Annotated in this window: 10 protein-coding genes; 4 read left to right on the plus strand and 6 right to left on the minus strand. The window is 45.8% G+C overall.

The window, feature by feature from the left end:
* Nucleotides 1–226 precede the first annotated feature (226 nt).
* The gene (locus NIAKO_RS23200) at nt 227–1,690 is read right to left on the minus strand and encodes a T9SS type A sorting domain-containing protein (protein ID WP_014220891.1); all 1,464 of its coding nucleotides are present in this window, start codon (nt 1,688–1,690) and stop codon (nt 227–229) included.
* 25 nt (nt 1,691–1,715) lie between these two features.
* Here NIAKO_RS23200 and NIAKO_RS38680 point away from each other — a divergent pair, with 25 nt between their 5' ends.
* The gene (locus tag NIAKO_RS38680; protein WP_155966934.1) at nt 1,716–1,892 is read left to right on the plus strand and encodes a hypothetical protein; all 177 of its coding nucleotides are present in this window, start codon (nt 1,716–1,718) and stop codon (nt 1,890–1,892) included.
* A 180-nt stretch (nt 1,893–2,072) separates the two neighbouring features.
* Here the strand turns inward: NIAKO_RS38680 and cmk are convergent, their stop codons facing one another.
* Together cmk and NIAKO_RS23210 are read right to left on the minus strand one after the other, a co-directional pair.
* The gene (gene cmk, locus NIAKO_RS23205) at nt 2,073–2,765 is read right to left on the minus strand and encodes a (d)CMP kinase (protein ID WP_041347184.1); all 693 of its coding nucleotides are present in this window, start codon (nt 2,763–2,765) and stop codon (nt 2,073–2,075) included.
* Nucleotides 2,766–3,114: 349 nt separating this feature from the next.
* Nucleotides 3,115–5,640, minus strand: coding sequence for an ATP-dependent Clp protease ATP-binding subunit (locus NIAKO_RS23210; protein WP_014220893.1), 2,526 nt, complete (start codon nt 5,638–5,640; stop codon nt 3,115–3,117).
* Nucleotides 5,641–5,750: 110 nt separating this feature from the next.
* Between NIAKO_RS23210 and NIAKO_RS23215 the strand changes: the two genes are divergently transcribed.
* From NIAKO_RS23215 to NIAKO_RS37095, 3 genes are all read left to right on the plus strand, one after another.
* A complete protein-coding gene (locus NIAKO_RS23215) occupies nt 5,751–6,125 on the plus strand; it encodes an STAS domain-containing protein (RefSeq protein ID WP_014220894.1) in 375 nt (124 codons plus the stop codon).
* A 196-nt stretch (nt 6,126–6,321) separates the two neighbouring features.
* A complete protein-coding gene (locus tag NIAKO_RS23220; RefSeq protein WP_014220895.1) occupies nt 6,322–6,999 on the plus strand; it encodes a 2-C-methyl-D-erythritol 4-phosphate cytidylyltransferase in 678 nt (225 codons plus the stop codon).
* Between the two features lie 89 nt (nt 7,000–7,088).
* Entirely contained in the window at nt 7,089–7,853 is a 765-nt protein-coding gene (locus NIAKO_RS37095) for a class I SAM-dependent methyltransferase (RefSeq protein ID WP_014220896.1), read from the plus strand.
* A 28-nt stretch (nt 7,854–7,881) separates the two neighbouring features.
* On the opposite strand, the gene NIAKO_RS23230 is transcribed toward NIAKO_RS37095, so the two are convergent.
* The 3 genes from NIAKO_RS23230 to NIAKO_RS23240 form a co-directional block, all read right to left on the minus strand.
* Complete coding sequence (locus tag NIAKO_RS23230; protein WP_014220897.1) at nt 7,882–8,814, minus strand: GNAT family N-acetyltransferase; 933 nt, start codon at nt 8,812–8,814, stop codon at nt 7,882–7,884.
* Between the two features lie 15 nt (nt 8,815–8,829).
* The gene (locus tag NIAKO_RS37100) at nt 8,830–11,808 is read right to left on the minus strand and encodes a M1 family metallopeptidase (protein WP_049815591.1); all 2,979 of its coding nucleotides are present in this window, start codon (nt 11,806–11,808) and stop codon (nt 8,830–8,832) included.
* A gap of 141 nt (nt 11,809–11,949) precedes the next feature.
* Nucleotides 11,950–13,548: a M1 family metallopeptidase gene (locus tag NIAKO_RS23240; protein WP_014220899.1), complete on the minus strand. Its 1,599-nt coding sequence runs from the start codon at nt 13,546–13,548 to the stop codon at nt 11,950–11,952.
* Between the last annotated feature and the right edge of the window lie 59 nt (nt 13,549–13,607).

Here is a 13,607-nt window from a genome sequence, read left to right on the forward strand (position 1 = left end):
GGGGATTACGTGTTTCGGGGGAACAATCAATAATTACGTTCTGGAGGTTTTGCCAAAGATTGGATGTGTACGTCGTATGCAGTAAATGTAATATGCGATTATCATATTTGCAATAGTAGATATACTTAATTGACCCGGAACAAGTAAATTATAAATATAGAAAAACAAACGCCTTCCCCCCGGCCGGGCCCGGGAGGAAGGCGTTGATTGTTATTAATGGTAAAAACTATTTAGTAATCTGGATCTTAGATACGGTTTGCAATTTGGTTTTCCTGTCAATTACCCGCAGCATATACATGCCTGGCTGCAACCCGCTGATGGTAATGTTATCATCGCTGTAATTATTCCAGCGTTTCAACAGTTTACCACTCACATCTATAATGGCTACATCGCGTACCGAGGTACTGGCGAATAATACATTGATCGCAATACCCGGGTTAGGATAGATGAGCATCTTCTTCAACTCATCCAATCCCCGAATGGCCAGTGAAGGCATGATCTGCCTGCTGCCATCCTGGTTAATCTGTACCAGGCGGTACCAGCTTACGGCATTCACAAAGTTTATTTCATCAAACTGGTAGGTCACCTGAAAATCGCCTGATCCGCTTTTGCTGGCTACATAGCCCACCTTTTTGTATTCTCCATTTACGATCCGTTGTATTTCAAACCCGGCATTATTATTTTCGTTGGTAGTAATCCATTTCAACGTAACGTTACCGCCATTGCGATTGCCTTTAAAGTTTAACAGCGAAATGGGCAAAGCACCTCCTGCCGGGAAGGTCACACTTACCGCAGCAGTGTCGCAATTGCCGTTGGGATCGCACAACTGATAGATGAAGTTTACCAGCGTGACAGAAGTATTTGCACGGGTAACCGTTGCAGTTCCCTGTCCGCCGGGGTTCATGGTAACACTGCCGGTGGCCGGGTCCGGGGGTGTTTGCAGGGTCCAGGTTAATGCGGAATAGGGATCGTTGGGATCGTTATCCAAACCGTTTGCCGATGCCTGGTAACCTGCCGGAGGGGCCGGATAAGCTGCATTCGGTCCATATAAAACAACATTGGCAGAAAGCACCGGACCTGTAAAGAACACATCAGGCAATGCTACCGGCGGACAGGCAGCACCGGTACACACTTCGGTTAATCCGGTAATTACAAAATCATCAAAGGCAAAACGTACGTTGCCCATATTACAACCTGGATTAATTACCAGGAACACCCGGAACTGCGTAACCGTAACCGATGCCGGAAAAGTGAACGAGTTACAAACTTTTCCGCCGCTTGCCGGTACCACTAATCCTTTAACCGTGCCATATACTTTGGTGGGATCGGTTTCATCAAGATCGTTGCTGTTATTCACGTTGGTGTTGGTGAAATACAGATCGTACGTGGCGGCGCAGGGCAATGATGTAAGCGCATCCTGCGGCGTATAACCAAAGATGCTTGCACAAAAGTTTACCGTGCTGGTATTGGCCGATTTCATTACAATGGGCGTTCCAATAGTACCGTTGCCGCTGCTGCCGTTGGATGAAAGAACGACATCGTTGCCATTTATGGTGTGATAACTAAACCCGCTGGCAAGGATCCAGTTTGCCGGATGGGGCGTAAAATCTTCTTCTAACTGAGCCCGAACTATAGTGGTCCATGTTGCACATAACAATAGTAATGCGCCTGTTTGTAGCATTCTCTTCATAACAAAATGTTTTTAAGTTGTCAATGTGTATACGAATAGCTTACAACAGCGTACAGATCAAAAACCGGCAGCTTTTGAAAAGAATAGTGGATCGATAAAAATCAGGTATGTGCTTATTGAGGTAAAGCAGCGTTTACAGGGTGCAGATTATAACGGCATCATTTATACGCATACAAATGAAGTGGTTCATTTAACCAGGTAAGATGCAGGATAGAAAAGTAACTGCTTATGTAGTAAATTCAGAGGAGACACTTTCAGAGCATAACAAATGTAATGTACCCCGGTAAGATTATCAAAAATATGAATATAAAATATCGAATATATAAAAAGCCCTATCGATGCATCGGGAGGGCTGTATAACTGATGTATAATAACTCAAACACTAACCCTTAGTGGCCGGCAGCCGCTCATGCACCCATTTCTTGGCAATCTCCAGCTGTTCTTTGATGGTGAGGTGCGAGTTGTCCAGCTCCAGGGCATCATCTGCCTTGCGCAATGGGCTTACTTCGCGATGAGAATCAATATAATCGCGCATCTCCAGGTTGGCCCTTACCTCTTCCATGGTAATGTTGGGGTTCTTTTCGTACAGTTCCTGGAAACGGCGTTTAACCCTGATCTCGTTATCGGCCGTCATAAAGATCTTCAACTCGGCATGGGGAAATACCACGGTACCGATATCCCGGCCATCCATCACTATCCCCCGGTTTTTACCCATCTCCTGCTGCTGGCGTACGGCAAATTCCCGAACTTCCCGGATAGCCGCCACCTCGCTCACTTTTTCGGCTACTACCAGGTCGCGGATCACATATTCCACGTTCTCCCCGTTCAGGTGCATCTCACTTTGACCGGATTTGTGGTTCGACATAAACGTAAGCTTTACATGTTGCATCGCCTCATGAACGATCTCAGGATGTGTCCAGTCAACGTGATTACGCAGAAAATAAAGGGTAATAGCCCGGTACATGGCGCCACTGTCAATATAGATGTATCCTAACTCCCGGGCCAGCTGTTTGGCCAGTGTACTTTTTCCGCAAGACGACCACCCGTCGATGGTGATTATAATCTTATGTTCCATATATAATGTTGCAAAAATAGTCCACAGAAGGCAACTTCCCCGGGGTCCAAACATAATAATGTCGTCCGCACTGGCGGACGACATTAAATTTTGTAGTGGGACTTAATCGGCACACTACGCTGTGTCACCTGGTTAGCAGTCCATCACCTTAGAGATGTCCTGAATAATTTGCCGGCACGCCGAAAATGCCACTTTATACTCGGGAATATTGTAAACCGAGGGACACAATTCTATTAACGAAAGGTTACTTATTTAGTTGTAGGCCCGGCGGGGAAAATGAATAAAAAAAAGGTGGGCCGTCCACTGAGGGCGACTCACCTTTATTATGTTAATCCTTGTGTGTTAATACTTATGACGCTTCAGATTTTTCCTTTGCCGTTTTCAAAGTGAACCTGATCTTGGAGTTCTCTTTGTCAAGGTCGGCCAACAGTGTGTCGCCTTGTTTAATATGCAGGCTCAGGATCTCTTCTGCAAGGGGATCTTCCAGGTATTTCTGGATGGCCCTGTGTAATGGACGGGCGCCAAACTGTACATCGTAACCTTTTTCAGCGATGAAGTTTTTGGCTTCTGTAGTTAACTCCATGGTGAACCCTAAGTTAGCTAACCGTTTCATTACCCCTTTCATCAGGATGTCGATGATCTGGAAGATGTTGTCTTTATTCAACGAATTGAAGATGATCACATCATCGATACGGTTCAGGAACTCAGGCGAGAAAGTACGCTTCAACGCCTTTTCAATAACAGCTTTGTTATTTTCATTGGCGTTTTGTGTACGGGCCTGGGTAGCGAAACCTACACCATCCCCGAAATCTTTCAACTGACGCACACCTATATTTGAGGTCATGATAATGGTAGTATTCTTGAAGTCTACCCTTCTGCCTAAGCCATCGGTCAACTGACCATCGTCCAACACCTGTAACAGGATGTTGTAAATATCGGGGTGTGCTTTTTCAATTTCATCAAGCAGTATCACCGAGTATGGTTTACGGCGAACTTTCTCAGTTAACTGACCGCCTTCTTCATAACCTACATATCCCGGAGGCGCACCAATCAATCGGCTCACGGTGAATTTTTCCATGTATTCACTCATGTCTATGCGGATCAGCGCATCTTCCGAGTCGAACATGTAGCGGGCCAGTGAACGTGCCAGCTCGGTTTTACCAACACCGGTAGGTCCGAGGAAGATAAAGGTACCGATCGGCTTTTTAGGATCTTTCAACCCAACGCGGTTACGCTGGATGGCTTTCACCACCTTCTCGATCGCATCATCCTGCCCGATCACCATACTGCGCATATCTTCACCCATGCGACGTAGTTTTTCGCTTTCTGCCTGTACCATCCTTTTAACGGGGATACCGGTCATCATGCTCACTACTTCAGCAATAGCTTCGTCGTCTATCGGGTAGCGTTTGTGTTTGCTTTCTTCTTCCCAGCTTGCTTTCGCTTTTTCCAGGTCTTCCTGCAAACGTTTTTCTGTATCGCGTAAAGAAGCAGCTTCTTCAAACTTCTGGCTCTTTACTACTTTATTCTTTTCCACCTTCACATCTTCGATCTTCTTTTCCAGATCGAGGATCTCTTTAGGCACGTTGATGTTCTTTAAGTGCACCCGGGCGCCTACTTCATCCATTACGTCGATTGCTTTGTCGGGCAATAAACGATCGGTAATGTAACGGTCGCTCAGTTTTACGCAGGCATCGATCGCATCGTCACTGTAAGTAACGTTGTGATAGTCTTCGTATTTGGATTTGATGTTATTGAGGATCTGAATGGTTTCATCAACACTTGGTGGTTCTACCATTACTTTCTGGAAGCGGCGATCGAGGGCGCCGTCTTTTTCAATGTACATTCTGTACTCATCCAGGGTAGATGCGCCAATGCATTGGAGTTCGCCACGGGCCAGGGCTGGTTTAAAAATGTTGGATGCATCGAGTGATCCGCTTGCACCACCAGCGCCTACGATGGTATGAATTTCATCGATGAACAGGATCACATCCCTGTTCTTTTCGAGTTCATTCATGATCGCTTTCATGCGCTCTTCAAACTGACCGCGGTATTTTGTACCTGCTACGAGGGCAGCAAGGTCTAATGAGATCACCCGTTTGTCAAACAATACTCTTGATACCTTTCTTTGTACGATACGCAGGGCCAAACCTTCAACGATAGCGGTTTTACCTACACCAGGCTCACCGATAAGGATCGGGTTGTTCTTTTTACGACGGCTCAGGATCTGCGATACTCTTTCAATTTCTTCCTCACGTCCAACGATAGGGTCAAGGGCACCACTCTCTGCCAAACGTGTAATATCGCGGCCAAAGTTGTCTAATACCGGTGTTTTGCTTTTTGTATTTCCGGCAGAACGTGATTTCTGCTGCGAGTATTTCTTTTCATCATCAAAATCATCTTCGTTCTCGTCGGCATATTCACTGCGTACGTCGTTGCTCTTAACAACGCCTAATTCGTTTCTGAATAAATCGTAATCCACGTCGAACTGATTTAAGATTTGAGTTGCTATGTTTTCCTTATTCTTTAGAATGGAGAGCATTAAATGTTCCGTTTCAACTGTCGGACTCTTTAGGGCTTTTGCTTCCAGCACAGTTACACGTATCACCTTTTCGGCCTGCTTGGTGAGTGGCAAACTGTTTATGTTAGCAATGTTTTTACCGGTCTTGTCTTTTACTGCCAGTTCAACCTCTTTCCGCAATTCGTACAGATCCACATTAAAGCTTTTCAATATACGGACAGCAGTGTTCTCTCCTTCACGGATCAACCCCAGCAACAAATGTTCAGTTCCGATAAAATCGTTCCCAAGCCGTAAAGCCTCCTCTCTGCTAAAAGAAATGATCTCCTTCACCTGGGCTGAAAAATTGTTGTCCATTTTATTTATAATTTGTTGTGTGTTATACAATAATAACGAATATTTTTGACATTATGTTGTTCCCTTTTATTAACGGTTGCCAGCTATTTTTAAGTACTTAAAAGGTCAATATGCAGTTCAAAATTGATACCAGTGAGAAATTCCATGCCATAACAATCAAAGAGCCAGTTTTATCTGCTAATATGACAGAAGAATTGGATGCCTGTTTAATGCCCCTCTTGAAACAGGAAGTTAAAAACGTGGTGCTTAATTTACAAGACACTCAAAACATTGATAACGCTGCCGGTGAGCACCTGGTCACTATCCAGCAATCGTTTTACGAGCACAATGCCTCATTTGTGATCTGCTGTATGCAAAAACAGGTGGAGAAAGCACTTGACAATGCCGGAATACTCGAATTGTTAAACATAGCACCCACTGAAAGCGAAGCCTGGGACATCCTGCACATGGAAGAAATTGAACGCGAACTGGGCGATTCAATCTAGTTCCGGGTTCCAGGTTTCAGGTTCCGGGTTTTACGTTCAAAGTAACATGATCCTGACGATGACAGAACCGACTTTGTGTCACTCAAAATCGAGTAAAAAATCCGTTAAAACACCTTTTATCAACTATGTTAAAATTCTAAGCGTCAATATTAACAAACTGAATATTTTGAACTTAGAGCTTTAAACCAGGAACTGAATGAAGAAATACGCTGTCATAGTAGCCGGAGGGTCCGGTTTGCGCATGGGTACTGCTGTCCCAAAACAATTTCTGCCTTTGCGTGGTAAACCAGTGCTATGGCATTCGCTCAATACTTTCCTGAAAGCCTGGCCCGATCTTGACATCATTGTTGTACTGCCACCTGATTATGTACGTACCGGAGAAGAAATAGTTGCCACTACTACAAATCCCGCCCGTATAAGGATCACGGTGGGTGGTGAAACCCGCTATCATTCCGTTAAAAATGGCCTTACCTGTATTAACGAAACTTCCATCGTTTTTGTTCATGATGCAGTAAGATGTTTGATCACTACCAACCTCATTCATCGTTGCTACGAGGCTGCGCTTGAAAAAGGCAATGCCATTCCGGCCATTCAACCCATCGATACACTGCGGATTGAAACAGCCAACGGCAACCACCTGCTCGACCGTTCACAGGTACGCATCATTCAAACCCCGCAAACATTTTACAGCAACATCATACAAAAAGCCTTTGAACAACCTTACGATCCTTCGTTCACCGACGAGGCCAGCGTAGTGGAAAAACTGGGCATACCCATTCAGTTGATCGAAGGCGAAGCTTCCAATATCAAGATCACCAGGCCATTGGATATTTTACTGGCAGAAAAGATCCTGGAAGAAAATGATCGTTCCTGATGCTTTAAAACAATTTTATCAAACAACGTCTTTTATACTTACTTAAACAACTCGGCTGGTACTATTTCCTGCAGGGCAATTACCAGGGATTGTTGCAATACGTACAACGCACCCGCCTTCGTTTGCAATACCGGCCGTATAAAGGCAGGGGTTTTACCTGTAACTGCTGTGGTAAACAATATGAAAAATTTGCGCCACGCTACCCCGCTGCAGAAGATAAACAGGCGCTTGACAAACACCATGTTATTGCAGGTTATGGCGAGGAGGAGTTATGCCCCTGGTGCCTGAGCACCAGCAGGGAACGGTTAGTGATCGGCCTGTTGGCTACCCAAATACCCGTTGCCGGTAAACGTATTTTGCACCTGTCGCCCGAACCCAAAGTGTTTGCCTTCCTCAAGCAACAGCAGGCTGTTATTACCAGCACCGACATCACACCCGGTTTTTACCAGAAGATAGATAAACACATTCAATACGCCGATGCTACTCAATTACCATTTCCTGATAACGCGTTCGACCTGGTGATCGGCAATCACATCATGGAGCATATTCCCAACGACCGGCTGGCCATGCGGGAAATTTACCGTGTTTTACAACCCGGCGGACGGGCCATCTTACAGGTGCCTTTTTCGGAAAGCATTTCCAACACATTGGAGGTCCCCGATATCAACGACCCCAAACAACAGTCAGCCCTGTTCGGACAAAAAGACCATGTTCGCATTTATGCCCTGAAAGATTATCTGCAACGTTTACGGGATGCAGGTTTCACCGTAAACTATCAGTTGTACGGTTCGTTCATTGCCTACTTCCAATATGCCATTCAACCGCTGGAAGGATTTATTCATATTACAAAGTGAAGAAGTTATTGGATTTCCTGTCCATTGCCTATTGAACCGGTTTTCCACTCAGCAGTTTCATCCACCAGGGCAGCCTGTTCACATAAAGCGCAGGATATACTTCCAGTTGCGCCCCAAAACTGCTGTAAAAAAATGCCAGGTTGCGGAAGTCGCCCCCTTCAAAGTCGAGCAATAAGCCGGTGCCGGCATTGTCATGGATATACCGGTCTATCAAAAAATGCGAAGCGCCCTGCGTTCTGCCATTGGGATGGTTCCCCACTAAAATATAGTAGGCCCGATTATGCGAAAAAAAATACACACAGGAGGCTACCAGTTCATTGGCCTCCGTATATACTCCGCAGGCAAGGGCCTTTTGTTGCTGGTGTAAGTAATGATACAACCGGGTGAAGTTGGCATAATCGGCTTCGGTAAAATGACCGGTACGGTCGGGTTGCAGTTGCGCTAACCGCAGCACCTCCTCTACCTTCACATCAGTTGCATACCGGTTGTTCAGCTTTTGCGCCCGTTTTATGTTGCGTTTTATATTGTTGCGATACCCATTGTACAATTGCTCATAGGACAGCTGCAACGGCAAAATAAAATTGCTGTGCAGCTTCGTAAACTCCGGCGGATTGGAAAAGATATTCCCTGCATTCAAACAGGTGTCTATCAGTTTTATGGAAGCAGGGATAGCCTGGATGAATTGCGTAACCAGGTCGCGGGTCAGCGCCGGACCAAACACGCCTAATGAAGCAATAAAACCGGGTTTATAAATATAAGCAACCCCCATTTTTTTTCTGATGGGCAACGGCATCACGGCTTCATAATCGCCCAATACCAGCGCGCTCCAGCCGGGCGCCATATGATCCAGGTAAAAAGAAAAGGCATAAATAAGCCCGTTAGGAGCCTTGTTTATACATTGGTCCCATTTAACGGTATCAACCTGGTTACGATGTAGATATTGTAGGTTGCTTTGCAACATGAAGGCGGTAAGATACTAAAACGGGATCTTATTATCTGTTGCTTTATGAATATTAAACCGGTGAATGTCTATACTGAAACTCACCTTTTTAAAGAAAGTATTTTCTTCAGGCACCGTTTTCAGGTTATCCTTAAATTCCTTGCTGTATAAGATAGGCGCATAAATATTCAGCAGGTCTTTCAACACCGTAACCTGTAACCCGGCCACATACAAAAAACGACTGGTGGGTGCATCTTTCTTCCAGGCATCGGCATAGGTGCCTGCATCCATAAAGATCTTTACCGGCAGGTGCAACGGCAACAGCCCTTTTGGTAAAGTAGTAGCCAGGTTCATCGAAGCAACCCAGTTGTCTGACCGGCCCTGCAACCCCTGAAAAAGATCGGTACGTAAATGCAACCCGCCATCGCGCATCATGATCTGCTGACTGGCCAGCCCGGTATTTTCATTGCGCCCAATAAAATAATTGCTGTAGGTATAATCTTCATTGCCCCGAACGGCGGTAAGTTTGGGTTGATAGCTATACGTGCTGAATTGTTTGGCAGCCGTTTTCTCGCCTATATAACCAAATTTGGCAGCAAACACCCGCATTTGCAACCCACCGCTGCTGGCATAATTGAAATAATAATTACCGGTGGCAGAAGCACGGTAAAAACCATCGCCCTGCTGTACCTGTAATTGCACATCGTATGGATACAACACGCGGTAATCGGCCACGTTAAAAGCTACCTGGTTCAAATACCGCCTGGTGGTTTTGCCCTTTGTTGGGTAATAGTTATCATCCCGGGCCAATACATACTTAAAATTATTCTCCCAGATCAGGAAGGTGCGCCACTCCAGCCACTTCTCTATACTGCTGCGCGGTTCTTTTTTCGCAAACGTGAACCGCAGTGCGGGCGCTACTTTATAAAAACCGGCAGTTATTTTATTGGTATTGCTATCGGTTCCATCGAGGGTGCTAAAATGCGCGCCGCTTACCGACAGATCTATCTTATCAAAGAGGCTGTTGGGCTGCCGCCAGGTATACCCTACCCGGCCAAGCCCCACCAACTCTTTACTTCCGGTGGCATACATCGGCGCCAGAAAATACTGCAGGTTGTGTGCAGGAAAGCTATAGTTGTGTAATACCAACCCTATCATAAAATGATCGTACACGTTGTACCCGATCGATGGCATGATGTTGATATAATTTACACTGTCGTATTTTTTCAGGGAGAACAACCACACCGGTTTTATCTTTTTAGGATGCGCCATGGTGGTGACTGCGCCCTTTTTCCCAAGCGAATCAAAGAAATTGTTCACGGCTTTTCCATCGCCTACCGTAAAGCTTTGCTTAAAATCTGTTGGGTAAGGATGTTTAAACTGCCATTGTTTGTAATACGCCTGCATACAACTATCAAAGCGTTGGGTGCCCATGGCATTCTCCAGGTGTTTTAACAGTATTCCTGTTTTCATATACACCATGATGAAGTAATTCACGAAGGTAAAATCAGCAGCAATGGTTTCAACCGGCTGATCTTTTTTGAGCTTCGCTATGCCATCGATGGCCAGTTCGTTCAGGTTAGCGGGCAAGCGGTTAGCGATCCATTTCGGATAATCTGCGCCGGGGTATTTGATGGCTTTGTACCGGTCGTCGAAATAGGTGTTCACGCCTTCATCCATCCAGGGATGGTCGCGCTCGTTGCTGCCTAAAATTCCCATAAACCAGTTATGGCCCACTTCATGTTCAATGGTCATGTCCAGCTCCTTGCTGTCCATGCCCGGGGAAAGACTGGTAATGGTAGGATACTCCATACCGCCTTCAAAACCCATTTTCGCTTCTACCGCACTTACTACATTATATGGATACTCTCCTATCAGGTTCGACCTGTAATGCACCGCGTCCTTTATATATTGTACGCTTTTCTTCCAGGCTTCGCTGTTGGCCGAGTAGTAAAAACTCATGGCCTGCACTACCCTGCCCGACGATAGTTGAATAGTATCCTGCTTTACTACAAAGTTGGAATCGGCAAACCATGCAAAGTCGTGTACATTATCCTGTTTGTATTGTAAGGTTTTAAAGGGCCTCCCCCCGGTCTGCCAGTTTTCGGAAGGGGGGGTCTTATACCCTCCGCCTATTAGCCCATCCCGACTTGTCGGGAATTCATTATTGCCGTTTGCCTTTTTTCTGTTTGCCGGCTGCCGTCTGCCGTCTGCCGTTTTCCCCTTTGCCTTTTGCCCTTTGCCCTTTGCCGTTGAAGCCGGCTTATGCGCAACCGGCTTTGCTGCAAACCCTTTCTTTTTCGGCGCCGGCGCCGGTGGTACAAAGGATGCCCTTTCCACCAACCACCGTTTCTCTGCTTCGTCTTGCAATTCCCCGGTAGCCGCTACTACATATTTATCCGGAACCGTAATGCGCACATCAAAACTGCCAAACTCGCCATAAAACTCGCCTTGATCAAGATACGGCATGGGGTGCCAGCCCAGGCGGTCATACACCGCCGGTTTGGGATACCATTGCGTTACCTGGTAGCTGTGACCGGTATGGCCGCCGCGTGAAAAATTAGCAGGCAACTGCACATGAAACGGTGTGGTTATTTCTGTTTCCTGTCCGGGTAATAAAGGCGCGGGCAGGTATACTTTTATGATGTCTATATATTGCTGATCATCTTCCGTTTTCAACGTGTTGTTCGCCACCCTGAAATCGAGCCGGTTGATATACCCTCTTTTTTCGCGGGGTGAAAAATAAAAATCCGTCTTGCCGTTTTGCAGGGTTTGTTCGGTGAAAGCCGTTCTGTCATTTTTAAACGCATTGGGCCATAAATGAAACCAGATAAAATGCAGCGTGTCGGGCGAATGATTGATGTAACGCAGCTTTAAAAAACCTTCCAGCGAATGTTCGGTATCGTTCAGCGACACATCGATGGTATAATGCACTTCCTGTTGCCAGTAGGCATTTTGGCTCATAGCCGAAGCACCGATAACCGATATAAGTAATAGAAGGTAAAGCTTTTTCATAAACAGTCCATAGTTCAAAGTTCAGAGTTCAGAGTTCCGAGTTCAGAGTTCCGAGTTCCGAGTTCAGAGTTCAGAGTTCCGAGTTCAGAGTTCCGAGTTCCGAGTTCAGAGTTCCGAGTTCAGCGTTCAGCGTTCAAAGCATTAGAACAACTTGCCCTCTTTATTCAACAGGTCGAATAGCTTATCGAGGTTTTTGCCGGAAGTTGTTTCCAGTTCTTTTTTCAGATCTTCCGGTTGCGGATGTTTAAACTGCCAGTCTTTAAAATAAGCCTGCATGCCTTTATCCAGCGTGTCGCGGCCCAGGGCAGCTTCCAGCGTATACATCCACACGGCAGTTTTTACATATTCAACAATGCCATAGTCTTCGTTACTGGTAAAGGCCGCCGAAGGGGTATTGATCGGCTGCTCGGCCGGGATCGAATTCAACACTTCATAAATGCGGGCCTGAAACTCATCTTCAGACAGTTCTTTGATGTCTTTTGGTATATAGGAAGAAAGAATGCTGTTGCTCCGGTATTTTTCGGCTTCATACCTGAACTGGTAATACGTGTTGATGCCTTCGTCCATCCAGGCATACTGGCGTTCGTTGGTGCCCAATATGCCCATAAACCAGTTATGCCCTACTTCATGCGTGATCACGCCATCCATTTCCTCTTCCTTCGCGTTCGGACTGGTAATTAACGTAATTGTCGGGTACTCCATCCCGCCCGATGACTGGTTCTTCGGTCCTTCTACGGCCTGTACCACCGGGTATGGATACTGGCCAATCCATTTGGAGTAATGCCGTACGGCGTCTTTTATATAACTGGTGCTGTTCTTCCAGGTTTTGTTGCCATTGGGCTGGCCATACGAGAATACATCGATCGTATTATCAGGGGTCAGTTGCAGGGTATCGTAGCGTACCACAAAATCTTTGGCGGCAAACCAGGCAAAATCCAGCATGCGCTCACCGGTGTATTGTAAGGTCTTTGTTTTACCAGGCGTGCTGGTTTTGTATAGCACCAGTTTTGTATCCTTGTTGTTCTCGATGCCAATCTGTTTGTATTTAGCCAGCTCGTCTTTATTTTGTAAAGAACCGGTTGCGCCAATTACATATTCGGCAGGAACCGTAATATCTACTTTAAAACTGCCGTACTCACTGAAGAACTCACCCTGATCGAGGTAGGGGATGGGATGCCAGCCTTTGGTATCGTAAACTGCCGGTTTGGGGTACCACTGGCAAACAAAGAATTGCTGTCCGCTGTAACCCGATCTGGAGTAATAATCCGGCAGTTTTACATTGAACGGGGTGGTAACGGTTACCTGTTTGCCGGGCAACAAAGGTTGCGGCAGCAACACCTTTATCATATCTATATTAGCCGTATCATTTTCTGTGGCGGCGGTCTGTTTGTTTACTTCAAACTTCAGTCCGTCTATATAACCCGGTTCATGCTCCACTTCTTTTTTCTTTTCAAGCGGGTTGCCCTGCTTTTCGTTTGCCTTCAGGATGGCCATTTGTTTACCCATGGCCGTGTTCTTGTTCTTATAGGCATTGGGCCATAAATGAAACCAGATAAACTTAAGTGTATCGGGGGAGTGATTGATATACTCTACCGACAACCCGCCTTTTAAACTATGTTGCTTTTCATTTAATGCCACCTGAATGTTATAATGCAATTCCTGTTGCCAGTAATTATTAGTTTGCGTAAATCCTAACAAAGGCAATCCCGCAATCATCAATAATGCACAAATTCTTTTCATAGTATTTTTGAAAGTTCTTAGTTCTTAGTTCTTAGTTCAAAGTTCACAGTTCAGGGTTG

Origin of the sequence: Niastella koreensis GR20-10 (assembly GCF_000246855.1) — a bacterium.
GTDB lineage: Bacteria > Bacteroidota > Bacteroidia > Chitinophagales > Chitinophagaceae > Niastella > Niastella koreensis.

Excerpts from the sequence above, each read along its gene's own strand:
- NIAKO_RS23200 (WP_014220891.1), bottom strand. The coding sequence starts at position 1,690 with ATGAAGAGAATGCTACAAACAGGCGCATTACTATTGTTATGTGCAACA.
- NIAKO_RS23230 (WP_014220897.1), bottom strand. The coding sequence starts at position 8,814 with ATGTTGCAAAGCAACCTACAATATCTACATCGTAACCAGGTTGATACC.
- cmk (WP_041347184.1), bottom strand. The coding sequence starts at position 2,765 with ATGGAACATAAGATTATAATCACCATCGACGGGTGGTCGTCTTGCGGA.
- NIAKO_RS37100 (WP_049815591.1), bottom strand. The coding sequence starts at position 11,808 with ATGAAAAAGCTTTACCTTCTATTACTTATATCGGTTATCGGTGCTTCG.
- NIAKO_RS23210 (WP_014220893.1), bottom strand. The coding sequence starts at position 5,640 with ATGGACAACAATTTTTCAGCCCAGGTGAAGGAGATCATTTCTTTTAGC.
- NIAKO_RS23220 (WP_014220895.1), top strand. The coding sequence starts at position 6,322 with ATGAAGAAATACGCTGTCATAGTAGCCGGAGGGTCCGGTTTGCGCATG.
- NIAKO_RS23215 (WP_014220894.1), top strand. The coding sequence starts at position 5,751 with ATGCAGTTCAAAATTGATACCAGTGAGAAATTCCATGCCATAACAATC.
- NIAKO_RS23240 (WP_014220899.1), bottom strand. The coding sequence starts at position 13,548 with ATGAAAAGAATTTGTGCATTATTGATGATTGCGGGATTGCCTTTGTTA.